General features: G+C 70.8%; 19 protein-coding genes. 12 read left to right on the top strand and 7 right to left on the bottom strand.

Going from position 1 to position 25,507, the window contains the following annotated elements; all coding sequences use genetic code 11:
- The first annotated feature begins 21 nt into the window (after positions 1–21).
- From OHS59_RS41310 to OHS59_RS41300, 3 genes are all read left to right on the top strand, one after another.
- Positions 22–2,064, top strand: a complete 2,043-nt coding sequence (locus OHS59_RS41310) for a beta-galactosidase (RefSeq protein WP_328498459.1) — start codon at positions 22–24, stop codon at positions 2,062–2,064.
- 157 nt (positions 2,065–2,221) lie between these two features.
- Positions 2,222–4,276, top strand: a complete 2,055-nt coding sequence (locus OHS59_RS41305; protein ID WP_328498458.1) for an RICIN domain-containing protein — start codon at positions 2,222–2,224, stop codon at positions 4,274–4,276.
- A 97-nt stretch (positions 4,277–4,373) separates the two neighbouring features.
- On the top strand, positions 4,374–6,095 hold the full coding sequence (locus OHS59_RS41300) for a dolichyl-phosphate-mannose--protein mannosyltransferase (protein WP_328498457.1): 1,722 nt from the start codon (positions 4,374–4,376) through the stop codon (positions 6,093–6,095).
- 123 nt (positions 6,096–6,218) lie between these two features.
- Here the strand turns inward: OHS59_RS41300 and OHS59_RS41295 are convergent, their stop codons facing one another.
- The gene (locus OHS59_RS41295; RefSeq protein ID WP_210893339.1) at positions 6,219–6,395 is read right to left on the bottom strand and encodes a hypothetical protein; all 177 of its coding nucleotides are present in this window, start codon (positions 6,393–6,395) and stop codon (positions 6,219–6,221) included.
- Between the two features lie 346 nt (positions 6,396–6,741).
- Here OHS59_RS41295 and OHS59_RS41290 point away from each other — a divergent pair, with 346 nt between their 5' ends.
- Positions 6,742–7,182 (top strand): ATP-binding protein, encoded by a 441-nt coding sequence (locus OHS59_RS41290; RefSeq protein WP_328498456.1) that lies wholly within the window; start codon positions 6,742–6,744, stop codon positions 7,180–7,182.
- A gap of 133 nt (positions 7,183–7,315) precedes the next feature.
- On the opposite strand, the gene OHS59_RS41285 is transcribed toward OHS59_RS41290, so the two are convergent.
- Both OHS59_RS41285 and OHS59_RS41280 read right to left on the bottom strand, forming a co-directional pair.
- On the bottom strand, positions 7,316–7,798 hold the full coding sequence (locus OHS59_RS41285; RefSeq protein WP_328498455.1) for an ATP-binding protein: 483 nt from the start codon (positions 7,796–7,798) through the stop codon (positions 7,316–7,318).
- A 244-nt stretch (positions 7,799–8,042) separates the two neighbouring features.
- The gene (locus OHS59_RS41280) at positions 8,043–8,414 is read right to left on the bottom strand and encodes a PRC-barrel domain containing protein (protein WP_328498454.1); all 372 of its coding nucleotides are present in this window, start codon (positions 8,412–8,414) and stop codon (positions 8,043–8,045) included.
- Positions 8,415–8,685: 271 nt separating this feature from the next.
- Here OHS59_RS41280 and OHS59_RS41275 point away from each other — a divergent pair, with 271 nt between their 5' ends.
- Positions 8,686–8,856, top strand: a complete 171-nt coding sequence (locus OHS59_RS41275; RefSeq protein WP_107017343.1) for a hydrophobic protein — start codon at positions 8,686–8,688, stop codon at positions 8,854–8,856.
- Positions 8,857–8,932: 76 nt separating this feature from the next.
- Entirely contained in the window at positions 8,933–9,505 is a 573-nt protein-coding gene (locus tag OHS59_RS41270) for a Dps family protein (protein WP_328498453.1), read from the top strand.
- Positions 9,506–9,626: 121 nt separating this feature from the next.
- Here OHS59_RS41270 and OHS59_RS41265 read toward each other — a convergent pair whose 3' ends face one another.
- Complete coding sequence (locus tag OHS59_RS41265) at positions 9,627–10,571, bottom strand: sensor histidine kinase (protein WP_328498452.1); 945 nt, start codon at positions 10,569–10,571, stop codon at positions 9,627–9,629.
- 361 nt (positions 10,572–10,932) lie between these two features.
- Positions 10,933–11,856 (bottom strand): SigB/SigF/SigG family RNA polymerase sigma factor, encoded by a 924-nt coding sequence (locus OHS59_RS41260; RefSeq protein ID WP_328498451.1) that lies wholly within the window; start codon positions 11,854–11,856, stop codon positions 10,933–10,935.
- 418 nt (positions 11,857–12,274) lie between these two features.
- On the opposite strand from OHS59_RS41260, the gene OHS59_RS41255 reads away from it, so the two are divergent.
- The 4 genes from OHS59_RS41255 (at position 12,275) to OHS59_RS41240 (ending at position 20,962) form a co-directional block, all read left to right on the top strand.
- Positions 12,275–13,153: a SigB/SigF/SigG family RNA polymerase sigma factor gene (locus tag OHS59_RS41255; RefSeq protein WP_328498450.1), complete on the top strand. Its 879-nt coding sequence runs from the start codon at positions 12,275–12,277 to the stop codon at positions 13,151–13,153.
- 347 nt (positions 13,154–13,500) lie between these two features.
- Positions 13,501–17,778, top strand: coding sequence for a HAMP domain-containing protein (locus tag OHS59_RS41250; RefSeq protein WP_328498449.1), 4,278 nt, complete (start codon positions 13,501–13,503; stop codon positions 17,776–17,778).
- Between the two features lie 219 nt (positions 17,779–17,997).
- Positions 17,998–20,412, top strand: coding sequence for a SpoIIE family protein phosphatase (locus tag OHS59_RS41245; protein WP_328499560.1), 2,415 nt, complete (start codon positions 17,998–18,000; stop codon positions 20,410–20,412).
- Positions 20,413–20,581: 169 nt separating this feature from the next.
- Complete coding sequence (locus tag OHS59_RS41240) at positions 20,582–20,962, top strand: STAS domain-containing protein (protein WP_328498448.1); 381 nt, start codon at positions 20,582–20,584, stop codon at positions 20,960–20,962.
- A gap of 223 nt (positions 20,963–21,185) precedes the next feature.
- Here the strand turns inward: OHS59_RS41240 and OHS59_RS41235 are convergent, their stop codons facing one another.
- Positions 21,186–21,665 (bottom strand): MarR family winged helix-turn-helix transcriptional regulator, encoded by a 480-nt coding sequence (locus OHS59_RS41235; RefSeq protein ID WP_328498447.1) that lies wholly within the window; start codon positions 21,663–21,665, stop codon positions 21,186–21,188.
- A 156-nt stretch (positions 21,666–21,821) separates the two neighbouring features.
- Here OHS59_RS41235 and OHS59_RS41230 point away from each other — a divergent pair, with 156 nt between their 5' ends.
- Complete coding sequence (locus OHS59_RS41230) at positions 21,822–22,994, top strand: PP2C family protein-serine/threonine phosphatase (protein ID WP_328498446.1); 1,173 nt, start codon at positions 21,822–21,824, stop codon at positions 22,992–22,994.
- A 181-nt stretch (positions 22,995–23,175) separates the two neighbouring features.
- Positions 23,176–24,933: a PP2C family protein-serine/threonine phosphatase gene (locus OHS59_RS41225; RefSeq protein ID WP_328498445.1), complete on the top strand. Its 1,758-nt coding sequence runs from the start codon at positions 23,176–23,178 to the stop codon at positions 24,931–24,933.
- Here the strand turns inward: OHS59_RS41225 and OHS59_RS41220 are convergent.
- Entirely contained in the window at positions 24,917–25,363 is a 447-nt protein-coding gene (locus tag OHS59_RS41220) for a MarR family winged helix-turn-helix transcriptional regulator (RefSeq protein ID WP_328498444.1), read from the bottom strand. The genes OHS59_RS41225 and OHS59_RS41220 overlap by 17 nt on opposite strands.
- Positions 25,364–25,507: the final 144 nt, after the last annotated feature.

Raw genomic sequence — 25,507 nt, 5'->3', positions numbered from 1 at the left:
TGAAACCCCGGAAGGACCACGATGATCTCCACCCTCCTGTCCCAGCTGAACGGGCCGGACGGTGACCGCACCCCGCGTCTCGCGTACGGCGCCGACTACAACCCCGAGCAGTGGCCTCGTGAGGTGTGGGAGGAGGACGTCCGGCTGATGCGTGAGGCCGGCGTCAACCTGGTCTCCGTGGGGATCTTCTCCTGGGCCCGCATCCAGCCGGACCGGGACCGGTGGGACTTCGAGTGGCTCGACGAGGTCATGGACCTCCTTCACGCGGGCGGCATCGGCGTCGACCTGGCCACCGCCACCGCGTCCCCGCCGCCCTGGCTCACCACGGCGCACCCGGAGATCCTCCCGGTGACCGCCTCCGGTGAGACGGTGTGGCCGGGGGCCCGGCAGCACTGGCGGCCCACCTCGCCCGTCTTCCGCGACCACGCCCTGCGCCTGGTACGGAAGATGGCCGAGCGGTACGCGAACCACCCGGCGCTGGTGGCCTGGCACGTCTCCAACGAGCTGGGCTGCCACAACGTCTACGACTACTCGGACGACGCGGCCCACGCCTTCCGCGACTGGCTGCGCGCCCGCTACACCACCCTCGACGCCCTCAACCACGCCTGGGGCACGGCCTTCTGGTCGCAGCGGTACAGCGACTGGGGGCAGATCCTGCCGCCCCGGCTGGCCGGCTCCCACCCGAACCCGACGCAGCAGCTGGACTTCAAGCGCTTCTCCTCCGACGCGCTGAAGGAGTACCTGATCGCGGAGCGGGACGTGCTGCGGGAGATCACGCCGAGTGTGCCGGTCACCACCAACTTCATGGTGATGGGCGGCACCAAGGGCATGAACTACCCGGACTGGGCGGGCGAGATCGACTTCGTCTCCAACGACCACTACGTGCACCCGGGCCCGCAGGACCGCGACGAGCTGTCCTTCTCCGCCAACCTCACCAGCGGGACAGCGGGCGGTCAGCCGTGGTTCCTGATGGAGCACTCGACCAGCGCGGTCAACTGGCAGCCCGTCAACGTGGCCAAGCGGCCGGGAGACCTGGCCCGCGACTCGCTGCTGCATGTCGCGCACGGCGCCGACGCGGTCTGCTTCTTCCAGTGGCGCCAGTCGGCCGCGGGCGCCGAGAAGTACCACTCCGCGATGGTGCCGCACGCCGGCGCCGACAGCGAGGTCTTCCGCGCGGTCGTCGAGCTGGGGCAGACCCTCAAGGCGCTGGCACCGGTCGCGGGCTCCGAGCGCGAACCGGCCCGCGTGGGCATCGTCTACGACTGGGAGTCGTGGTGGGCGAGCGAGCAGGACTCGCACCCCTCAGCACTCCTCGACTACCGCCAGGAAGCCCTGGACTGGTACTCGGCGCTCCACACCCTCGGCATCCGCGCCGACGTCGTGACCACCACGACCGATCTCGACCGGTACGACGTCCTGATCACCCCGGTGCTCCACGTGGTCCCGGCGCCGCTGGCCAAGGAGCTCACGCGGTACGCGGAGGCCGGCGGCCACCTCGTCACCACGTACTTCTCCGGAGTCGTCGACGAGAACGACCACATCTGGCTCGGCGGTCACCCGGGCGCCCTGCGCGAACTGCTCGGCATCCGCATCGAGGAGTTCGGCCCGCTGCTCGACGGCGAATCCGTCGAGCTGGACGGCGCCACCACGGGCACTCTGTGGACCGACCGGATCGACGTCACCGACCCCTCCGTGGACGTGCTGGCCCACTACCGCAGCGGCGCGTACGCCGGGCGGCCCGCCGTCACCCGCCGCGCGGTGGGCCAGGGTTCGGCCGCGTACGTCTCCACCCGGCTCGGCGCCGAGGGGCTCGCCGGTCTGCTGCCGGCGCTGCTCGGCCCGGCCGGCGTGGAGAGCGAACTGCCCGCCGACGCACGGGGATCGGTCGAGCAGACCGTGCGCCGCGGACCCGACGGCCGCTTCCTGTTCCTCGTCAACCGGACCGACGAGGACGTGGCCCTGGCCGGTCTCGACGGAGCGGTCCTGGTGGGCACCACCGACACCGAGGGCGGACTCGTCCTGGGACCGAGGGACGTCGCCGTACTGCACCAGCCCACCGGCTGAGCGGACCCCACAGCGCCGGTCCGCGACCTGACCGAATACAGCTCTCCCCGCACCACCGACTCCTCGGACGGCACCGCGTCGTCCGAGGGCGTTCCCTCCTGCCCGACGGGCGGGAGGTCCACCGCGCAGCGACCCACACCTCAGTTGGGAGCACACGATGGCACGCCGTACCCGCAGCAGACGTCTCCTCGGAGCCGCCGGACTCACCGCACTGGCCACCGGGGCCGCCATGTCCCTGGCGCCCTCGTCCACCGCGCAGGTCCGGGCGGCGGACACCGCGTCGGTCACCGTGCGGCCCGACCCCTCGTACGAGCAGCAGAAGTTCGAGGGGTGGGGCACCAGCCTCGTCTGGTTCGCCAACGCGACCGGCGACTACCCCAGGGACGTACGCGAGAAGCTCGCGAAGCTCCTCTTCGGGGACGACGGGCTGGCGCTGAACATCGCCCGCTACAACATCGGCGGTGGCAACGCCCCGGACGTCAAGGACTATCTGCGCGCCGGTGGGGCGGTGGAGGGCTGGTGGAAGGCGCCGGCCGGCACCACCCGCGAGGACACCGACTGGTGGAGCGCCGACGACCCGGCCGACTGGAACAAGGACGCCGACGCCACCCAGCGCTGGTGGGTCGAGCGCATCAAGGACGACATCGACCACTGGGAGACCTTCAGCAACTCCCCGCCGTGGTTCATGACGAAGAGCGGTTACGTGTCCGGCGGGTTCAACGCCACCGAGGACCAGCTCAGGACGGAGTCCGTCGACGACTTCGCCGCCTATCTGGCGGGCGCGACCAGGCGTCTTGAGAAGGCCGAGGGCATCAAGGTCGACACGATCGACCCGTTCAACGAGCCCACCACCAACTACTGGAGCACCCGTCTGGGCGCCGACGGCGAGCCCGTCGGCGGCCGTCAGGAAGGGGCGCACATAGGCCCCGAGCTCCAGCAGAAGGTGATCGACGCCCTGGCCCCGGCGCTGAAGAAGGCGAAGGCCAAGGCGGAGATCTCGGCGATGGACGAGACCAACCCGTCCATCTTCGCGCAGAACTGGAACACCTATCCGCAGGAAGTGCGGGACCTCGTCGGCCAGATGAACGTCCACACCTACGGCACCGGCCAGCGCACGACCGTACGCGACCTGGCCAAGGCGGCCGACAAGCCGCTGTGGCAGAGCGAGGTCGAGGGCGACTGGGGCGACGGCCAGAGCTTCACGGACATGCGTCCGGGCCTGGGCCTCGCCCAGCGCATCGTCGACGACCTGCGGGAACTGGAGCCCAAGGCCTGGGTGTTCTGGCAGCCGGTCGAGGACTACGACAACATGAAGCCGGGCGGCGAGTCCGCCAAGGGCGGCAACTGGGGCAGCATCCAGCTCCCGTTCAGCTGCACCTCGAAGGACACCCTCGAATCGTGCCCGATCCACACCAACACGAAGTTCGACACGGCCCGCAACTTCACGCACTACATCAAGCCCGGTGACCGGCTGATCAAGACGGACGACACGTCCAGCGCTGCGGCGGTCTCCAAGAAGGGCGACGGGGCGACGGTCGTCCACGTCAACAGCACCAACGAGTCCCGCGCCGTCACCGTCGACCTGTCGAAGTTCGGCAAGGTCGGCCGCAACGCCACCGTCACCCCTGTGGTGACCAGCGCCGACGGCAAACTGGACCGCCACAGGGCCGTCGAGGTCAGTGACCGCAGGGCCACGTTCACGGTGCCCGCGCAGTCCGTGACCTCCTTCGTGGTCAAGGGTGTCTCGGGTGTCGCGAAGGACGCCGCCGAGCTGCGCAAGGGCCACACCTACGAACTGACCGGCGTCCAGAGCGGCAAGGCACTCACCGTCGCCGACAACGGCACGGGCCTCGTCATCAGGAGCGCGACGGCCGATGCTCCGGGTCAGCGGTGGAAGCTGCGCCAGATCTCCGGGGACACCGGCAACCGGCAGCGGTACGTGTTCGGCAACCCGGTGGAGGGCAAGCGGCTGGCCGTGCGTGACGGCGCCCCGGTACTGGAGGCCGACACCGGCCCGCGCGACAGGGCCACCCAGTGGATCATGTCGTCGACCGGCGACGGTACCTGGACCCTCGTGAACGCGGCCACCGGACGGCTCCTCGAAGTCGGCGGCCAGGCCACGAACGAGGGCGCGGCCGTGACCCTGTGGACGCCCAACTCCGGTGCCAACCAGCGCTGGAAGGTGACCGAGGCGCCCAACCCGGCCGACTAGCGGCCTACTTGCCGGCGGCCTGCCGCCGACCCGGGCGTCACCTCCGGCGCCCGCCTCCGGGGAACCGCCATGAACATCCGTTCCCTACGATGACCCGGTGACCAGTGACACCGCGGCGGAGGCGGGCGTCGACGCCGACGCCCACACGAAGACAGAGTCCAGTCCCTGGGCGGAGCGGTTGCGCCGGTTCGGGTTCGTGGCGCGCCCACGGACCGACACCCGGGATCTCCTGGTCCCGCCCTTCCCGGAACCGGGCACCCGCTCCGGGGAGGCCCTCGGTCTCGGCCCGGTGGCGGCACACCGGCTCGCGAAGGCGATGGGCTGGCTGGGCCCGCTCCTGGTGGCCGCCCTGGCCGGCGCGATCCGCTTCCGGCAACTGGGCCGGCCCCGGAGACTCGTGTTCGACGAGACCTACTACGCGAAGGACGCGTGGTCGCTGCTCCGGCTCGGTTACGAGGGCACCTGGCCGGACCGCAAGGTCGCCGACCCGCAGATCGTCGCGGACCCTCAGGTGATCCCGCTGTCCGACGCCGGGGCCTTCGTCGCGCATCCGCCGATGGGCAAGTGGGTGATCGCCCTCGGCGAGTGGATGTTCGGCTTCAACCCGTTCGGCTGGCGCTTCATGGTGGCGCTGCTCGGCACGCTGTCGGTGCTGATGCTGTGCCGGATCGGCCGCCGCCTGTTCCGTTCGACGGCACTGGGCTGTCTCGCCGGGCTGCTGATGGCCCTGGACGGACTGCACTTCGTGATGAGCCGCATCGCGCTGCTGGACCTCGTCGTCATGTTCTTCGTCCTGGCGGCGTTCGGGTCCCTGCTCGTCGACCGGGACAAGGCCAGGGCCCGTCTCGCGGCGAGTCTGCCCGTGGACGAGGACGGCTTCGCGGGCCCCGACCGGCACACGGGCGAGCAAGCGGGCATGGGCGTGCGGCCCTGGCGCATCGCGGCCGGTCTCTTCCTCGGCCTGGCGGCGGCCAGTAAGTGGAACGGCCTCTACTTCCTGGTGTTCTTCCTGGTCATGACCGTGCTGTGGGATGTCGGCTCGCGCCGCGTCGCCGGGGCCGACCGGCCGTGTTCGGCAGTCCTGCGCAAGGACGCGGGCTGGTCGGTGCTCTCCATCGTGCCGGTCGCCGTGGCCACCTATCTCGCCACCTGGACCGGCTGGTTCCTGACCGACCGGGGCTACGGACGGCACTGGGCGGAGGGCCGCGGAGGACCGTGGTCGTGGATCCCGGCCGCCCTGCGCAGCCTGTGGCACTACGAGAGCGGGGTCTACGACTTCAACGTAGGACTGCACTCACCGCACCGGTACGAGTCCAATCCCTGGAGCTGGCTGGTACTGGGACGTCCGGTGGCGTACTCCTACGAGACGGACTTCGCCCAGGACGGCTGCCGCACCGCCTCGGGCTGCTCACAGGCCATCCTCGCGCTGGGCACACCACTGCTGTGGTGGTCCGCGTGTCTCGCGCTGGTGTATCTGCTCTTCAGGTGGGCCATGCGCCGCGACTGGCGGGCGGGGGCCGTCCTGTGCGCGGTCGCCGCGGGCTACCTGCCGTGGTTCCACTACCAGGACCGTACGATCTTCGCCTTCTACGCGGTCGCCTTCGTGCCGTATCTGTGCCTGGCGGTCGCGATGGCGGCGGGCGCGCTGCTGGGCCCACCGGGGACGAGGGGGAGACGCCGGGCGCTGGGGACGGTCACCGCGGGCGCCCTGGTGCTGCTCATCGTCTGGAACTTCATCTACTTCTTCCCGATCTACACGGGCGCGACGGTCCCGTACGCCGACTGGCGCTCCAGGATGTGGTTCGACACCTGGATCTGAGCGTCCCGGACGGGACGGCTGCCACCGGCCGGGACGGCGCAAACGCGCGGACCGCACGGCGACAGGAAGTCACCATGCGGTCCGTTCTCGTGCTGTGGGCGAGCCCTGGCGGTGTCTCGCACCTCACCGCCGGCGGCTCCTGCTCCCCCACCCGGTACCCACCCCGGCGACGTGCAGGGCCAGCACGGTCAACCCGATGAGCATCACGTTCGTGGAGGTGAAGGTGTCATTGGTCGCGATGTCCGCGGCGTTGATCAGAAACGCGATGAAGAACAGGACTGCAGCTGCTATGCCGAGCACGGATTCTCCTCTTTCCGGTTGCGGGACGGGAGCGGCTCCCGTCCCAGACCTCCGTATGCCCCGGCCTGGCCGAAACAGACGCGGAAAACAGCCGCGGGACCGGCCGACGCGTACGGGTCCGACGGCCGCCACATCGCCGTGCGCACATCGGGCGGGGCCAAGTACCCATGACTCGGTCCGAACGTGGTACTCGCCGATCACACGGGAATCATCAGAGACCACTGCATTCCGGTTAGTCCACCATCCCCACCGGACCCGGACGAGTAAGCCTCTCGCCGTCGGGAAGCAGCAGCGGTGGAAGCACAGGATCAGCACAGCCCCGCGGGGAGGGGCTGGGGAAGGCGCAATGGCGACCGAGCCCGAGCCGCGTTGGGACGACAAACTGCCTTCTGAGGAGATGTACACCAGAACGACCACCTTCCCCGGCGAGTTGCCCAATGTGACGGGTGCACGACTCGCCGCGGAGGAGTTCCTCCTTGTGCTCACGCGCACCTCACCACCGGCTGCCCCGGAGCACTGGGACGACATCCTGCTGGTCGTCACGGAGCTGGCGGCCAATGTGGTGCAGTACGCGCCGGGCCCGTTCGAACTGCGTCTGCGGCGTACGTTCGACGGCGTGCACGTGACCATGCACGACACCAGCACCACCCCGCCCGCGCCCCGCCCCTTCCATCCCGGCCGGGGTGACGGAGGCGTCGGGTGGCATCTGATCCACACGCTGTGTGACCAGGTGAGCGTGGTGGTGACCGACAAGGGCAAGGACATCCACGTGTTCCTGCCGTGGTGAGTTTCCCGCCATGGTGCGGTCCGCCCGTGGTGCGGTCCACCGCTCTGCGGGCACACACACCGACGGCCTCGGACGGACACCGTCCGAGGCCGTCGGTGTGTTTCGAGGCCGCAGGTGTGTTCCGGCGCCGCCGTCAGACGAGCGGCACCAGCACGCTGACGGTCTTGCCGCCGCCGGGACGCGGTTCGATGGTGATCTCGCACGCCAGCCGGATGATCACCGGCCAGCCGTAGCCGTTGCCGTGGTGCTTCGCCGGCAGATATCCCGGGCCGAAGGCCACGGCGGGGATGACGTCACTGTTGTCGTGCACGGCCAGCCGCACTCCCCGACGCGTGGGTGTCACCTCGAATCCGGCCAGCCCGCCCCCGTGCCGGATGGCGTTCGCGGCCAGCTCCGACACGACCAGCGAGAGATCGATGAGAGCCGCCTCCGTCGCGGTGCGGTCGGCGTCGTTCCACTGTTCGAGCACCACACTGCGGGCGTACGCACGGGCCGTCGCCGCGGTGGTGACGCCGGCCGGCGCCGTCGCCGTGCTCGCGGTCGGGGCCGGCGCCAACGAGGTCACCCCGGGCGGACTGCCTGCGGAAGCGATGGCGGTCGTGTCGGTTCGGTCCATATGCGTCGTGTCCCTGCACTTGGTTCTTCGATGCCCGGCGCCGGCCCGGAGCCGACCAGCGGCTTCACGGACAGGTCACCGTCCCCGGCATCGCCATCACCTGCACCTTGCCCCGAGGACGAGAGGCTGCGCGGTCGAGATCGACATCATGGTCGTCCCCTCGGTCCGCACCCCTTCGGGGACCGCCTTCCCGCCGAATCCATTTCCATGACGGGCGAATCCGGGGCCCTCCGTCGTACCCGGATCAGCTCGCGGTGGCCGGCCGGGGCGGCAGGCCCCGGTAGTAGTGGCCGACTCCGGCGAGAAAATCTGGGTCCAGCGTCTCGCGGTCGGTCCGGAACCGGGGCGCGGCCTTGATCTCGTCCTCGGTGCACGCCACCTTGATCTCCTGGGCCTCCGGATCGATCGCGGTGACCACGCCCACGGGGATCAGAACACTCCTGCCGAACACCCAGACACCTGTGTCGACGATCAGATGCCGCATCCCGGATTCGTCCACCTGCCGGTCCACGTGCCCGATCGTTCCGTCGGCAGCGGCGACCGTGAACCCTGCGAGCAGCAGGCCCTCCGCGTATCCACTGGCCGATGCGTACGACCAGATCCTGTCGGTGGTCACGTCGCTCCTTCCTTCCCGTGGTCGAGTTGCGAACGGAGTACCGCGGCCGGTGTGCGCCGGCCGCCGTCCCCTCGGGCAGCCAATACCCTGCTGCCCGATCCCCATTCCCCACGGATTCCCCGCAGTGGCCGCGTCCGGCCCGCCCGGCCCGTCCGCCACACGGTCCTCGCAGTCCACCCGACGGCTTTCGACAAGAGACCCACGCCGTCCCGAAAACAGCAGGCGTACCAGCCGGAAGGCAGGGAACCAGAAGGCCTGGAGGTTGATATCAATGGTTCCCATCATTCTTGTTCTTCTGCTCGCCCTTCTCCTTTTCGGTGCGGGTTTCGCACTCAAGGCGCTGTGGTGGATCGCGGTCATCGTGCTCGTCGTCTGGCTGCTCGGCTTCGTCGTGCGTCCGACCGCTTCCGGTGGCCGCCGCGGACGCTGGTACCGCTGGTAGACGGGCCGCGAGCCCCGAAGCACCGGCCGTCGCACCCGCCACCGGTGAACAATGAATTCCCAGGGAGGAATGAGGAATGACGTCGTCTCGAACCGAGCCCAAGTACACCGTTCCCGGACTCAGTGTCCAGGACGGCGGAAAGGTCATCGAACTGCTCCGCCTTCGGCTGCACGCACTCAATGACCTCTCGCTCACCCTGAAGCACATTCACTGGAATGTGGTCGGTCCGCATTTCATCGCCATTCACGAAATGCTCGACCCGCAGGTCGACCGGGTCCGGGCCATGGCCGACGACACCGCCGAGCGCGTCTCCGCGCTGGGCGGGGTGCCCGCGGGAACACCCGGCGCCCTCGTCGCCGAGCGGACCTGGGACGACTACGACGTCGGACGCGCCGACGCGATCGCCCATCTGGGCGCCCTCGACCTGGTCTACACGGGCATCGTCGAGAGCCACCGGGCGGCGCTGACCGAGGTCGGCAAGTTCGACCCGGTGACGGAGGACCTCCTCATCGAGCAGTTGCGCTCCCTCGAACAGTTCCAGTGGTTCGTGCGCGCGCACCTCGAAAGCTCCGGGGGTGTCCTGTCCACGGCGGACGCCCACACCGAGAGCCAGGCCGCGCGCTCGGCCGAGCGGGACGGCGGCCGGTAGCAGGGCCCGCCACCGCGAAGGGGCCCGGAACCGTTACGGTTCCGGGCCCCTTCGCACGCTTCGGGCGCACGCTTCGGGCGCACGCTCGCGTGCTTCGTGCGCGTGCGGTCGCAACCGCGTCTCAGACGCGTGAGACGTAGCTGCGGATCGTCGTGCCGTCGTCGTCGGTGTGCAGCCGCACCAGATCCGAGAGGTAGTGGACGAGCAGGAGGCCACGGCCTCCGATCTGGTCGGGGCGCGCGGGGCGCCGGCCCGCGAGGGGATCGGCCAGCCTGCCGAAGTCCTGCACCTGGCAGACGATCTGCTCGTTCTCCGCCCACAGGTGCAGCGTCCCCCCGCCACCGGCGTGCACCACGCTGTTGGTGGTCAGCTCGGCGACGACCAGGGCCAGGTCCTGGAGACGGACCGCGCTCATCCCCCGCTCCCGAGCCCGGGCGAGCGCGAAGTCCCGGACGGCCGGCAGTGCTTCGGCGTCGTAGCGGTGGGTGGCCGCGCCGGACGGACGGCGCAGCGGTTCGTTGCAGCGCGCGAGCACCTTCCCGGGGTCGTACGTGTCGCTGGCCCACTGCCGTCCCGCGGTGATGAGGACCGGGTGGGTGGCGTGGGCGTCGGCGAGCACGTCCGACGGGAGGGACCGGGCGTCGTACGGGCACAGGATGGTCACCTCCCGGCCGCTGAACGCCTCGTTGATGAGGGCCTCGTGCTGGACGCAGGCCGGGTACTCCACGGCGGTGCGGCCGGGCCAGATCGGTTCGCCGATGATACGGACGCGGACGCCCGGCCGGGCGTCCGCGAAAGCTCGCAGGACCGAGGGGATGATGCGGCCGGGGTTGCGGCCGGCCATGGTCATGTCGACGAGGTGCACGGCGTCCGCCGCCCGGCCCAGCGCGGCTGTGATCAGTGCGAGCCGGGGGGCGGGAGCGGCCACCGCCACGGGCTCCGACGCGGCCAGCCCTTCGAGCACGAAGGGAACCGTGCCCGCCAGGTACTCCTGGTCGTCACGGTAGAAGAGCGCGGGGTGCACGAAGGGCGCGTCGGTCGCCGACTCGGTGGGCGTCGTCGTCACGTCGGCGCTCCCGTCGGGGGCGGTGCGGTCGGGCCCGTCCGGCGGCTCCGAGGTGGGATCCGGGCGAGATGGGCGGTGGGCGCCGGGCCTGCTGCCGGCCGGACGGTTCGGGTCGGCCCGCCGTCGCTCGCCGGCGGCGTCGACGACGCGTTGTCCGTGCTGTCCATCAGGTCCACCGGTCTCACCCCGGAGCCCACACTACGCCGTCGCACTGGCGTTCCCTCGTCACTCCTGACCCGCACGACGCACGGACCGGGCCGGCCGTACCCGCGCGGCCGGCCCGGAGAACACGTTCACATCACGGCTGCCGGACGGGCTCCGGGCGGGGCCGCGCGTACGTCGCCCGGACCGCGGTGCCGCGTCACGCGGCACCCTTGCGACCGTCGGTGTCCCCGCGACCGGAACGGGCCTGTGCGCCCAGCGCCTCGTCCCGCACCCGTGCGCAACTGCGGGTGATGAGCCGCGAGACGTGCATCTGGGAGATGCCGAGCTGGTCGGCTATGCGGTTCTGCGTCATGTCCTCGAAGAAGCGCATGTACAGGATGTTCCGCTCACGCTCCGGCAGCCGGCGGAGTCCTTCCTTCGCCGCTTCACGGTCGACGACGCGGTCGTACGAGGAGTCGAGGTCGCCCAGGGTGTCCGCGAGGCTGTAGTTGTCGTCGGTGGACGACAGCTCGGCGTCCAGGGACAGGGTGCTGAAGCTCTCCATCGCCTCCATCCCCGCGCCGACCTCGTCCTCGGTCAGCCCGGCGTGCGCCGCGATCTCGGCTGTCGTCGGCTCGGGGGCCCCGGGGTTCATCGTGAGATCGCGGCGGGCGATCCGCACCTTGTTGCGCAGCTCCTGCACCCGCCGGGGTACCCGCAGCGCCCACATACGGTCCCGGAAGTGCCGCTTGACCTCGCCGGTGATGGTGGGCACGGCGTAGCTCTCGAACGCCCCGCGGGAGGGGTCGAACCGGTCTATCGCCTTCACCAGCCCGACGGCCGCGACCTGGCGCAGGTCCTCGATGTTCTCGCCACGGTCCCGGAACCGGCCGGCGATGCGGTGGGCCATGGGCAGCCACGCCTTCGCCAGCTCGTCACGGACGGCGTCCCGCTCGGGACCGTCCGCCAACCCGGCCAGCCGGGCGAAGTCGCCCGCCGAGTCAGGAGCGTCGTCGTGCGGATGCCTCGATGTCACGGACCGGGCGTGCGGATCCGGTGCCGCCGCCGTCTCGGCGGACACGGGCTGGGCCTCGGCCGATACGGGCTGCTCGAAGCGGCTTGTCGACAAGTCGATGCTCATGCGGATTCGCTCCTGAACAAGTGGCGTGCGAGGGGATGCCGCAGGGACGATGACTTCCGGGGACGCCGGAGGGCCACCGCAGTCGGCCGATGCCGTTCCTGCGGGCGTGCCTCCGGTCCGAAGCACGAAATTCCGCCTGCCCTTGCTTCCGGAGGGGAAACACCCCGTCTCGAAATCGACGGCCCGTCGCCTCGCCCTCCCGGCGCCCGAACCGGCTCAGGGTCCACCTACGCGTACCGTGGACCCGTCGGCCCCGCTTCCGCGGCAGGTCCATGACGAGGGCCGACGGTGCGAGGCGTCGACTTCCGGCCAGATCCGCAGTGACCCTGATCTCTTTCCGGATCGGGTGGCATGAGCCGCGTGAAGCGGGGCAGACGGCGTTGTGTCATCAACAGCGACGGTGAGTGGGGTGAACGGCATGGCAGCCGTGACGGCGGGCGGGGCAACGGCCACGGCGCAGGGCGTCCGGACGACGGACGAGACGGAACTGCCTCTCATCGAGGACCCGTCGCGCGTCAAGCCGAAGGACGCCCGGGAGCTGTCCCGGCAGTTCTTCGACCGGCTGGCCGTGCTGGAGGAAGGCACCCACGAATACCAGTACGCGCGCAACACCCTGATCGAGATGAACCTGTCCCTCGTGCGGTACGCGGCCTCCAGGTTCCGCGGCCGGGGGGACTCGATGGAGGACATCGTCCAGGTCGGCACCATCGGACTCATCAAGGCGATCGACCGGTTCGAGCTGACGCGCGAGGTGGAGTTCACCTCCTTCGCCGTGCCCTACATCGTCGGCGAGATCAAGCGCTTCTTCCGTGACACGAGCTGGGCCGTCCATGTGCCGCGCCGTCTGCAGGAGGCCCGGGTCGAGCTGGCGAAGGCCACGGAGGAACTGCGGACCCGTCTGGGGCGCACCCCCACGACGAAGGAGCTCTCACAGCTCATGTCGCTGCCCGAGGCGGAGGTCATCGAGGCCCGCAAGGCGGCGAACTGCTACAACTCCTCCTCCCTCGACGCGGCCCTGACCTCGGAGAACGGCTCGCACGGCGAGTCCGTCCTGGCCGACTTCATCGGTGAGGACGACCGTTCGCTGGAGCTCGTGGAGGACCTGCACTCCCTCGCTCCCCTGGTCGCCGAGCTCGACGAGCGCGAGCGCCACATCATCCACCTGCGGTTCGTCGAGGAGCGCACCCAGGCGGAGATCGGCGAGATCCTCGGCATCTCCCAGATGCATGTGTCGCGCCTGATCAGCCGCATCATCAAGCGGCTCCGCGCGGGTCTGCTCGACCCGTCGGTGGCCTGACTCCCACCAGCCCCCCCTGACCGGCGCCCACCCCCTGCGCCGGTGACCGAGCCCGCCGTCGCGGTCCCCACGAGCCCCCGCTCGCCGGACCGCGACGGCGGGCTCGGTCGTGCCACCAGGTGCTCGTGGGGCCCGCCGGTCCACGGGCTGCGGGACCCGCTGTCCCCGGCTTGGCGATTTTGGCACCACACTTTGTTCACAACCTCACTTACGGGTTAGCCTGCGGCGTATTTCCTCGTCGGCGGACCCGTACAACAGGACGTCCGACGAGGGTTTGGTCCGGCAGTGGGCCTGAAGTTCCGAGTCCCTCCACACAGGGACCTATGAGGCATGGAACGAGGGTGCGCATGACCAGCCAGACGACCGAAACCGTCGACCGTACGCCGGGCGAGCAGGAGCTGCGCCAGCTGCTGGCCGGCCTGACGGCGGTACGGGACGGCGATTTCGGCACCCGTCTGCCGGACGACGGGGACGGGCTCATGGGCGACATCGCCACCGTCTTCAACGGCATGGTCGACCAGTTGTCCGTGTTCACGTCCGAAGTGACCCGCGTCGCGCGCGAGGTGGGCACCGAGGGCACCCTCGGCGGCCAGGCCGAGGTGCCGGGTGTCTCCGGGACCTGGGCCGATCTCACCGACTCGGTCAACGCCATGTCGGGCAACCTGACGACCCAGGTCCGTGACATCGCGCAGGTGGCGACGGCGGTGGCCAAGGGCGACCTGTCGCAGAAGATCGACGTTCCGGCGCGGGGCGAGATCCTCCAGCTCAAGGAGACCGTCAACACGATGGTCGACCAGCTGTCCGCCTTCGCCGACGAGGTCACCCGCGTAGCCCGCGAGGTCGGCAGCGAGGGACGCCTCGGCGGCCAGGCCCAGGTGCCCGGCGTCGGCGGTGTCTGGCGCGATCTCACCGACTCGGTCAACCTGATGGCGGGCAACCTCACGGCTCAGGTCCGCAACGTCGCCCAGGTGACGACCGCGGTGGCCAAGGGCGATCTCTCGCAGAAGATCACCGTGGACGCCCGGGGCGAGATCCTCGAACTCAAGAACACCATCAACATCATGGTCGACCAGCTGTCCGCCTTCGCCGACGAGGTGACGAGGGTGGCCCGCGAGGTCGGCACCGAGGGACGTCTCGGCGGCCAGGCGGACGTCAAGGGCGTCAAGGGCACCTGGCGCGACCTCACCGACTCCGTGAACTTCATGGCCGGCAACCTCACCGCTCAGGTCCGCAACGTCGCCCAGGTGGCGACCGCGGTGGCCAGGGGCGACCTGTCGCAGAAGATCACCGTGGACGCCCGGGGCGAGATCCTCGCCCTGAAGGAGACCCTCAACACGATGGTGGACCAGCTGTCCGCCTTCGCCGACGAGGTGACGAGGGTGGCCCGCGAGGTCGGCACCGCCGGCAACCTGGGCGGGCAGGCCACCGTCCGCGGGGTCTCGGGAACCTGGAAGGACCTCACCGACAACGTCAACGTGATGGCGTCGAACCTGACGGGCCAGGTCCGCTCGATCGCCCAGGTCGCCACGGCCGTCGCACGCGGCGACCTCAGCCAGAAGATCACCGTCGAGGCCAAGGGTGAGGTCGCCGCCCTGGCGGACGTCATCAACACGATGGTCGACACGCTGTCCGCCTTCGCCGACGAGGTCACCCGCGTCGCCCGCGAGGTCGGCACCGAGGGACGCCTCGGCGGCCAGGCCCAGGTGCCGAACGTGGCGGGCACCTGGAAGGACCTCACCGACAACGTCAACTCGATGGCCAACAACCTCACCGGCCAGGTGCGCAACATCGCCCTGGTGACGACGGCGGTGGCCAAGGGCGACCTGTCCAAGAAGATCGACGTCGACGCCCGCGGCGAGATCCTCGAACTGAAGACCACCATCAACACGATGGTCGACCAGCTCTCCGCCTTCGCTGCCGAGGTCACCCGTGTCGCCCGTGAGGTCGGCAGCGAGGGACGGCTCGGCGGCCAGGCCGAGGTGGAGGGCGTGTCCGGAACCTGGAAGCGCCTGACGGAGAACGTCAACGAACTCGCGGGCAACCTGACGCGGCAGGTACGCGCGATCGCCGAGGTCGCCAGCGCCGTCGCCGAGGGCGACCTGACCCGCTCGATCACCGTCGAGGCCTCCGGCGAGGTCGCCGAGCTCAAGGACAACATCAACTCCATGGTGGAGTCCCTGCGCGAGACCACGCGGGCCAACCAGGAGCAGGACTGGCTCAAGACCAACCTCGCGCGGGCCTCCGGCCTGATGCAGGGCCACCGGGACCTGTCCGTGGTGGCCGAGCTCATCATGGACGAGCTCGCACCCCTCGCCTCCGCCCAGTACGGGGCGTTCTACCTCGCGGAGGAGACCGGCAACGGCAGCGAACTGCGGCTCGTCGGCTCGTACGGATATCCCGACCAGGACGACCGGCCCGACCGCATCCCCTTCGGCCGCTCGCTGGTCGGCCAGGCCGCGCGCAGCCGCCGCGCCATCACGGTCGACGAACTGCCGCCGAACTACGTGTCCATCTCCTCGGGGCTCGGCCGGACCGTGCCGACCGCCCTGGTGGTGCTGCCCATCATGGTGGAGGACCAGGTTCTCGGAGTCATCGAGCTGGCCTCGGTGACCCGCTTCACCCAGATCCACCTGGACTTCCTGGGACAGCTGATGGAGACCATCGGCGTCAACGTCAACACCATCGTGGCCAACGCCCGTACCGACGAACTGCTCGACGAGTCCCAGCGGCTGACCGCCGAACTCCAGGCCCGCTCCGAGGAGCTGCAGGTCCAGCAGGACGAGCTGCAGCGCTCCAACGAGGAGCTGGAGGACAAGGCCTCCCTGCTGGCCGCGCAGAACAGCGACATCGAGGCGAAGAACCTGCAGATCGAGCAGGCGCGCCAGGAGCTGGAGACCCGGGCCCAGCAGTTGTCACTGGCCTCCAAGTACAAGTCGGAGTTCCTGGCGAACATGAGCCACGAGCTGCGGACCCCCCTGAACAGCCTGCTGATCCTCGCCCAGCTCCTGGCCCAGAACCCGTCCCGCAACCTCACCCCGAAGCAGGTCGAGTACGCGGGCATCATCCACTCGGCGGGCTCCGACCTGCTCCAGCTGATCAACGACATCCTCGACCTGTCCAAGGTCGAGGCCGGGAAGATGGACGTCAGCCCCGAGGTCGTCCCGCTGCGCCAGCTCCTGGAGTACGTCGAGGCCACCTTCCGGCCGATGACGACCCAGAAGAGCCTGGACTTCTCCGTGCGTACGGCGCCCGGCTCCCCCGCCGACCTGCTCACCGACGACTCCCGGCTGCGCCAGGTCCTGCGCAACCTGCTGTCGAACGCGGTCAAGTTCACCGAGCACGGCGGCGTCGAGCTGCGGATCGAACCGGCGGCCGACCACGAGGTGCCCAGCGGGGTGTTCCGGGGCGGCACCATCGTCGCCTTCCGCGTGCAGGACACGGGGATCGGCATCCCCGAGCAGCATCTGGAGACGATCTTCGGCGCCTTCCAGCAGGCGGACGGGACCACGAGCCGCAAGTACGGCGGCACCGGTCTGGGGCTGTCCATCACCCGCGAGATCGCACACCTGCTCGGCGGCGCCGTCACCGTCGACAGCACGCCGGGACAGGGCAGTACGTTCACCCTGTTCCTGCCCGTGGCGCGCCCCGACTACGAGAACCTGGTCATCGACGACCGCCCGCTGGAGCTGGCGCCGGGCACCTCCTCCGCCGAGGAGCCGGCTGCCAACGCCCCCCTCTCGGGCCCGGTGGTCCCGGCCAAGCGCCGTCGCCGTCGTCTCCTGGTCGTCGAGGAGCGGCAGCGCGGACTGCTGACACTCGTCGCGGAGAGCGCGGTCTCCGACGTCACCCGGGGCCAGGACGCCGGTGACCCGCGCGGCACGGTCGACGTCATCACCGCTTCCGGGGCGCACGAGGCGGCGAGCGCGCTGGCGGCGGGCCCCTGCCACTGCGTCGTTCTCGAACTCGGCATGCCCGGCGGCGAGGCGCCCCGCTTCCTGGACGCGATGCAGGGCGACTCCGCGCTCGCGAACGTTCCGGTGCTCGTCCACAGCGGCCACCGCGCCGATTTCGCGCAGGAACAGGAGCTGCAGGCCCGCTCCGGCACCCGGGCCCTTGAGTTCCTGTCCAGTCTCGACGAACTGCGTGAGCGCATCGCCCTGCACCTCTCCGCCGAGGAACTGGGGGACGTGCCGTCCCTGGCCCGCGCGGAGGAGCCGCAGGCCGGCTCGCCCCGGGCGGTCGAGGACGCCTTCCTCGGCCGTACGGTCCTGGTGGTCGACGACGACGCGCGCAACCTCTTCGCGCTGAGCGGGATCCTGGAACTCCAGGGGTTCCACGTGCTGCACGCGGACAACGGCCGCAAGGGCATCGAGACGCTGGTCAACCACCCCGACATCGCGCTCGTCCTGATGGACGTGATGATGCCGGAGATGGACGGCTACGCCGCCACGGCCGAGATCCGCAAGATGCCTCAGTACGCGGGGCTTCCCATCATCGCCGTCACGGCGAAGGCGATGCCCGGCGACCGGGAGAAGTCCCTCGCCTCCGGAGCCAGTGACTACGTGACCAAGCCGGTCGACACCGACGACCTGATCGCCTGCGTCCGCCGTTGGCTGCCTGCGTGAGCGACCGCGCCCGGCCGTGCGTGACGCCGGCCGGGCGCAGGTCCCCGTGCCCCGCCCCCATGGGCATCCCCGCCGAGGAGCAATGGCATCGTGAGCCTTCCTGAACAACGCCCTGATCCGGCCGACGACACCGCCGACGCCGTCACCGGCATCGACGCCGGTGACGCAGCCGTGGGCGAAGACACGAACACAAGCACCGAAGTGGCCGCGACGACGGACGTGACGGACGTGGACGTACCCGCGGACGGACAGACCGCGCTGACCGCCAACTATCCGGTGGGCAAGCTGGCCGCGACGGTGGAACGGCTGCGCAGCGAGGTGCGGGCGGCCCAGGCCGAGGCCGACGGGCGTGCCCTGATGGAACTCGCCAAGGGCATTCTGGTCGAGCGGCTGGGATGCGGTCCGGCCCAGGCCGCCCGCCAGCTCGCCGAGCTGGCCGACCAGGCCAAGGTGACACCGCTCGAACTCGCCGTCGACGTCATCAACCAGTCCGCCCGCGACCGGCTGTCGGACGTGACCGGCGCGTTCCTGGCCGGCGCGAAGGGCAACGAGATCCGGTCGGGCCACGGCGGGAAGCCGGCCCGTCCCGAGGAGGCCGAGCGCTCCGCCGCCGTGCGGCTGCGGGAGGCCGAGAGCGGCGCGCTGGCGGCCCCCGACACCCAGGCCGTCGCCGACTCCCTGTTCCATCACGCGCTGACCCCGCTCGGCGCGGTGGCCGTGGCCATCTGGACGGCGGGGTCGGACGGTTCCCTCACGCTGGCGGGCAGCGCCGGATTCTCACCGGCGGAGGCCGCGCGCTGGCACTATGTGCCCCCCGGGGTGACGACGGTGGCCCGCACGAGTCTCACCGAACGCGCGGGGCAATGGATCGGGTCCCTCTCGCAGACCGGTCTCCCCTCCATCGGGCAGCACCACTTCCCCGACGGGGGCAGGGCCGCGCTTCCCGCCGGTACCGGCGGGCGTGTCCACGGGGTCCTCGAAGTCGTCTGGGCCACTCCCCTGGAACCGCAGCCGCCCCAGGTGATCCGCCAGGTGGAGGCGCTGGCCGAACTGTGCGCCCACACCCTGGAGACGTACGCGTTCGTGCACGGCGGTGACACCGTCAGCGAGCCGCGGGTCCTCCCGGACGCGGCCGAGCTGGTGGATCTGGCCGACGGACTGCACGATCCGGCGCTGGTCCTCGTCCCGTACGTCGACGGCGGGCATCTCGTCGACTTCCACATCCATCATGTCAACAGCCACTTCCTCGATCCGGCCGGCCGCCCGCGCGGCCTCGTCAACGGCGCCCTGCTCCTTGAGGCCTACCCGATGGCCGCCGGGGAGAGCGAACTCTTCCAGCGGGTCGAACGGGTCTACGCCACCGGCGAGCCGTTCCGCGCGCAGCGCATGAACCTCACGGCTCTGGTCGACCAGGTGCCGCTGGCCGCCGTGGCCGACATCAGCATCAGCAGGCACGGCAGCAGCGTGCTGCTCATCTGGCGCATCGAGGACGAGACGGCACGGCTGGCGAGCCTGCTGCAGCACGCCCAGCGCCTGGGCCGCATCGGGGGCTTCGAGGAGAACCTGCTCACGGGCGAGATCACCTGGAACGGCCAGCTCTTCAGCCTGTACGGCAGATCGCCGTCGAGCGGTCCCGTGCCGCTGGAGGAGCTGGCGCTGCACGCGCACCCGGACGACGCCGTCGCCATCGGCCGCTTCCTGCGCACCCTGCTCCACCACCGGCGGGCGGCGTCCGCGGCCTTCCGGCTCCAGCGTCCCGACGACGTGACCCGGCACATCCGGGTGGTGGCGGAACCGGTGCTGGACGCCGACGGCCGGCCGTTCGTCGTGCGCGGGGCCTACCAGGACATCTCGGCCCAGCACTGGACGGAGGTCGCGCTGGCCGCCACGCGGGACCAGCTCGCGCACTCCGAGCAGCAGGCGACCGAACGCAACCGGCTGACGCTGCAGTTGCAGCACGCCATCATGCCCCCGACCCAGGCGCCCCTGCAGGCTCCCCGGCTCGACGTGGCCGTCCGCTACCGGCCCGCCGAGACCGAACAGCTCGTGGGCGGCGACTGGTACGACGCGGTCGTCCTGCCGTCCGGTCTCGTGCTCCTGTGCGTGGGTGACGTGGCCGGTCACGGCATAGAGGCCGCGACGAGCATGGTCGTGCTGCGGAACGCGCTGCGGGGGCTCGCGGTGACGGGCGCGGGCCCCGGCCAGCTGCTGACCTGGCTCAACAGCGTGGCGCACCATCTGTCGGGATCCATCACCGCCACCGCGGTCTGCGGCATCTACGACCCCGGCAGCCGTACGTTGCGCTGGGCCAGGGCGGGTCATCTGCCGCCCGTACTGGTGCGGGACGCGGAGGCGGTGTCCCTGCCCCTCCTCAAGGGCCTGCTGCTGGGCGCCGTGCCCGATATGACGTACGCCGAGGACGAGGTCCAGCTGGCGGCCGACGACACCCTGCTGATGTACACGGACGGCCTGATCGAGCGGCGGGACCGCACGATGGAGGAGTCCATGACGCAGCTGCTCACCACGGTCCGTACGGCGCCGTGCTCACTCGACCAGCAGCTGGACCGGCTCCTCACCTACAGCAGGTCGGACACCGACGACGACACCTGCATCATCGGGATCCGGGTGTCGTAGTCCCCGAAGGTCGTCCGCATGAGAGGGCGGTGCGGGGGTAGGCGCGCGATCATGTGCAGCCGGGCACGCCGACGAGAGTTTGATCACGTCGCGCGGCCGATTTCGGCGGCATCGAGTCCGAGTACGGGGGTATGCGGGCCACACCATTGTTGCTTTGCGGGAGGTACTCGTGTCCACAGCCCAGAACCCCTTGTCCGTAGAGGTCACCCTGCCTCGTGAGGACATCGTCCTGCTCACGGTCGAGGGCCATCTGGACATCGACACCGCGACGGGGCTGCAGCACCATCTGGCGAACCAGTTCCAGCACGGCCGTCGCCACTTCCTGCTGGAGCTCTCGGCCGTGCCCTTCATGGACTCGTCCGGCATGAACATCATCATCAGGGCGTACCAGCAGACCCGGGAACTCGACGGCAGCGTGCACATCATCTCGCCGACGTCGGCCGTGCGACGGATCCTCGACCTCACGGGTGTGAGCATCACCGTGCCGGTGTCCAACAGCGTCGACGACGCGCTCGCCCTCGTGGACAAGCAGCAGGACGGTCCCGCCTGAGCCCTGCCCGGCGCGGCTCCGTCACCCCGGAGGGACGGCGGAGCACACGTGAGCGCAACAGTTGCCGTTTGACAACAGTGGACCGAAGCAAGAAAGTGGGCAGCGCCGAGGCGCGGGAGGGTTCCGGTATGCACCGAAGGACGAGGACGGACTCTCGCGCCGGGCACGTCCGGCGGCACGGGGACCGATGGGCGCTCGCGCCCCTCGGCGGACTGCGCGACGCTCAGGCGGTCCTGGCGCCGGTGGTCGTCCCGTCCTCGTGGATCTCCTGCGCCGCGGCGGCGCAGAACGCCTCAAGGCCCGCCAGCAGTTGCGTGCGCCGCGTGGCCGGCATCTGCTCCAGCACCGACTGCAGCGCCCGCTCACGGCGGGTGCGCAGGTCGCTGAGGAACGTACGCCCGCGACGGCTGAGGTACAGCCGCAGCTCACGGCGGCTCGTCGCGGCGGGCCTCCGCTCGACGAACCCCACGGCCTGCAGGCGGTCGCACAGCCGGCTGGCCGACGGGGGCGTGGACCCCAGCGCGTCGGCGAGGGTGCGCAGGTTGACGCCCTCGTTGTGTTCGAGGATGAACAGCACCCTCAGCTGGGAGGCAGAGACGGGCGCCGTCGAGGCGCGCCCCCACAGGACCTCAAGCAGCTCCGCCGCCTCGGAGGTCACTCGCGCCACCTCGTGGGGCTGCGGGTGCGGGGAGGAGGAGGTCACGGTGACACTCTCCCAGGCTTGCGTGGCGCTGTCAGCTCACGGGTCCGGGCCGCCCGCCCCGGCCCACCACCTCCACCAGGGCAGACACCCGGCACCGTGCGCACGGCGGTGCGGACCCGCAGCCACCGACGCGCAGAGAACGGCGTATCCCCCATCGTGAACAGATTCGTGGCAGCCGAGCGCGCGCTGCGCTCCGCTGCTCCGCACCAACTGCTGGACGCTGTCCGGGAGGTGCTGTGCGCCCGGTACGCGGCTGAAGAGGTCGAACTCTTCATGGCCGACTACGGACTGACCCTGCTGCAGCCCGTGGCCACCCTGCCGTACACCCTGGCCCCGCTGCCCGTGCACACCGGTCCGGCCGGGCGGGCCTTCGGGGCGCAGGAACCGGTCTTCGAGAACTGCTCCGGCGGCTCGGTGCGGGTCCATCTGCCCGTCACCGTGCGCGGGGACCGGCTGGGGGTGCTGTCCGTCACCATGCCCTCGGCGGACACGGCCGCCGAGTGTTCGGCCGAACTGGCCGAGGTGGCCGAGGTGCTGGGCCACGAGGTGGTCGTCGCCGAGCGGGACACCGACCTGTATCTGCAGGCACGGCGCAAGGACCGGCTCACCCTCGCCGCCGAGATGCAGTGGCAGCTGCTGCCGGCGCGTTCCTGCGCCCGGCCCGAGTACGCGCTCGGCGCCCAGCTGGAGCCCGCCTACGCCGTGTTCGGCGACAACTTCGACTGGTCCGCCACGGCCGACCATCTCGCGCTCTACATCACCAACGGCATGGGCGAGGGCATCGAGGCCGCGCTGCTGACCGGCCTGGGCGTCAACGCGCTGCGCAACGCGCGCAGGGCCGGCCTCCCGCTCGCGGACCAGGCGGCCCTCGCCGACCAGGCGGTGTACGCGCACTACCGCGGCAACGCCCACCTGTCCGTGCTGATGATGGACCTGGAGCTGTCCACCGGCCGCCTGCAGGTCGTGGACGCCGGCTCACCGCGGATGCTGCGGCTGCGCGACCGGGCCGTCACCGCCGTCGACTTCGAGGAGCAGCTCCCGTTGGGCATGTTCGAGGAGACCGACTACTTCACCCAGGAGTTCACCGTCGAACCCGGCGACCGCTTCATCTTCGTCAGCGACGGGGTCCACTCGGTGGCGGCGCCGGGCGGTGAGACGTACGGCGAACGCGCGCTGGCCCGCGCGATCGCGGCCACGAGCCTGGTGCCGGCGGCCGAGGTCCCCGGGGCGGTCCTGCGAGAACTGACGGGACACCGCGGCGGCCCCGAACCCGACGACGACGCACTGGTCGCCTGTCTCGACTGGTTCGGGGGAAGACCGACGCCGTGATGCGATTCCGCCACCTCGTGCTCCGGCACCTGCTCCTCCTCACGTACGGCACGGCCCCCGGCGTCCGCCCCCGACCGCCGGTGGTCCGGCGTCGTGGGCCGGGCACTCCCCGATCCGCCCGGCCCTCGCGGGACGACATCCTCGTCGCCGTACCGGCCCCCACTCCGTCGGACCGCACACCATGACTCGTACCTGGCACATCACCACCGTCACCGACGCCGCACGGGCCCGTATCGACACGGCACGCCTGGCCGCCGCGTACGGGGTGCCCGCCATGGAGCGGACCCGGCTGACGGCCGCCCTCAGCGCGCAGCTGCGCCAGTGCCTCGCCAAGGGCGGCACCTGGCGGCTCGATCTGGAGGCGGCCGCGGCACCGCCCGCGGAGGGTCCGCTGCGGGCCGTCGTGACCTCGTGCGACGGCGCGCACCCCGAGGGGCGGCCGCCGTGGCACATGACGGTCACCGGCACCGGGAGCGCGGACACGACGGACACCGGGCCCGTGGCGGACGACGCCGAGACGCTGGCCGAGGGCCTGCTGGGCGCCGACGAGGACACGGTCCTGGTACTGGAGAAGCTCGGCGAGCAGGAGTACCTGGTCACCTCCCACCGGGAGGAGCTCGACCAGACCAACCAGGGTGTGCTGGCCCTGCACGCCGAACTGGACGCGGCCGGCGAGGCCCAGCGCGAGCTCTTCGCCGCCGAGCGGCAGGCGCGGACGGAAGCGGAGTCCGCCCGCCGCAGGCTGACGTTCCTGGCCGATGCCAGCGCCGTGCTGACGGCCTCGCTCAACCACGACGAGATCGTCCGCCGCCTCCAGAGCCTCCTCGTCCCGGAGTACGCCCAGTGTGTCGACGTGTGGCTCTTCGACGAGGGGGACGAGGAGCAGCAGGACACCCCCCGGCCGGTCGCCGCCGTGGTGGCGGCCCGCAGCGGACGCCCGCAGTACGCCGCCGACCATCCGGGCGACCTGCCCGGCGTGGACGACCAGTTGCCCTCGGCGCTGCACCCCTCGGTGCCCCTGCTGTGCGTTCCGCTGGGGACGCGGCGGGAACCGCTGGGGGTGCTGACCCTGTCGCCGCCCGGTGCCCGGTGGAACGCCGACGACGCCGTCATGCTGATCGAGCTCACCCGCCGGGCGGGCATCGCGATCGACAACGCCCAGCGCTTCGAGCACAACCGCGACATCGCCGAGACTCTCCAGCGGGCCCTGCTCACGGATCTCCCCACCACTCCGGGGCTGCATCTGGCCGCCCGCTATCTGCCGGCCACCCACGGTCTGAACATCGGCGGCGACTGGTACGACGCCTTCCGCCAGCCCGACGGCAGCCTGATCACCGTCATCGGTGACGTCACCGGGCACGGACTGCACGCCGCCGTCATGATGAGCCAGCTGCGCACCGCGCTGCGCGCGTACGCGGTCGACGGCGGCACCCCGGGCCAGCTCCTCACCCGGCTGCACATCTTCCTGCACCACCTGCAGCCCGATCTGTACGCCACCGCCGTCATCGCGCGCTTCCACCCCGACGAGCCGACGCTCACCTGGGCCGCGGCGGGCCATCCGCCGCCCGTGCTGCGCACCCCCGACGGGCAGGTGCGCACGCTCGACGCCAAGCCCGGTGCGATGCTCGGCATCCCGCTGCACCAGGTGATCCAGGACCACACCGTGACCCTCACGCCGGGTTCGACCCTGGCGCTCTACACGGACGGTCTGGTCGAACGGCGCGCCCAGGGCATAGATCCGGGTATCGAGCGGCTCGCCGCGGCGCTCGGCACCTTCCGGTCCGCGGACCTCGACGCCGACCTGGACGGCTCGGCCGACCTTCTCCTCAATCCGCTGCTGAGCGACTCCGAGCGCGACGACGACGTGTGTCTTCTGCTCTGCCATCTGCACAGCCGGGCGGCGGAGATGGCGCGGATGCCCGTCAGGCTGGCCTTCTGAGGGCACGGGCCCGCTCGAAGGCGTGCAGTCCGTGCCGCAGGGAGTCGCGTTCGCCCGGTGCCATCGCGTCGAACACACCGGCCAGGCTCCGGGACCGGCGCTCGGTGACGTCCGCCAGGAGCCGGCGCCCGTGCGAGGTGACCAGCAGCTGTATCTCGCGGCGGCTGTGCGGCTGGACGGTCCGCTGCAACAGGCCCGCGGCTTCGAGCCGGTCGCACAGGCGGCTCGCCGTGGGAAGCGCTATGCCCAAGTGCTCGGCGAGAGTGGTGAGGTTGAGCTCCGGCAGCCGGTGGACGGTCTGCAGCGCGAGCAGTTGGCGCGTCGACATGCGCGGGGTGATGTCCTCGGCAGCCGCGAACCACAGCGTCACCAGGCCCTCCACCGCGTCGAGAACCTGATCGGCGAACGTGTCCGGCACGGGGGTGGTCACACGCACTTCTCTTTCGGTCGACTCCGGCCTCGCCAGTGCTCATGTACGTCGGCCCTACCCGAAGAACCGGACCGTACACGGCGAACAGCCCGGCCCTCTCCTTCCCGTGTGCGTGGTACGGGACGAGGAGGGCCGGGCTGCTTC

The organism is Streptomyces sp. NBC_00414, assembly GCF_036038375.1.
In the GTDB taxonomy this organism is placed as follows: Bacteria; Actinomycetota; Actinomycetes; order Streptomycetales; family Streptomycetaceae; genus Streptomyces.
This window is presented reverse-complemented; position numbering and strand designations above follow the sequence as displayed.

What these genes read in the sequence shown, in the direction of transcription:
- OHS59_RS41310 (WP_328498459.1), top strand. Translation starts at nt 22, where the DNA reads ATGATCTCCACCCTCCTGTCCCAGCTGAACGGGCCGGACGGTGACCGC.
- OHS59_RS41305 (WP_328498458.1), top strand. Translation starts at nt 2,222, where the DNA reads ATGGCACGCCGTACCCGCAGCAGACGTCTCCTCGGAGCCGCCGGACTC.
- OHS59_RS41290 (WP_328498456.1), top strand. Translation starts at nt 6,742, where the DNA reads ATGGCGACCGAGCCCGAGCCGCGTTGGGACGACAAACTGCCTTCTGAG.
- OHS59_RS41285 (WP_328498455.1), bottom strand. Translation starts at nt 7,798, where the DNA reads ATGGACCGAACCGACACGACCGCCATCGCTTCCGCAGGCAGTCCGCCC.
- OHS59_RS41275 (WP_107017343.1), top strand. Translation starts at nt 8,686, where the DNA reads ATGGTTCCCATCATTCTTGTTCTTCTGCTCGCCCTTCTCCTTTTCGGT.
- OHS59_RS41270 (WP_328498453.1), top strand. Translation starts at nt 8,933, where the DNA reads ATGACGTCGTCTCGAACCGAGCCCAAGTACACCGTTCCCGGACTCAGT.
- OHS59_RS41260 (WP_328498451.1), bottom strand. Translation starts at nt 11,856, where the DNA reads ATGAGCATCGACTTGTCGACAAGCCGCTTCGAGCAGCCCGTATCGGCC.
- OHS59_RS41255 (WP_328498450.1), top strand. Translation starts at nt 12,275, where the DNA reads ATGGCAGCCGTGACGGCGGGCGGGGCAACGGCCACGGCGCAGGGCGTC.
- OHS59_RS41250 (WP_328498449.1), top strand. Translation starts at nt 13,501, where the DNA reads ATGACCAGCCAGACGACCGAAACCGTCGACCGTACGCCGGGCGAGCAG.
- OHS59_RS41225 (WP_328498445.1), top strand. Translation starts at nt 23,176, where the DNA reads ATGACTCGTACCTGGCACATCACCACCGTCACCGACGCCGCACGGGCC.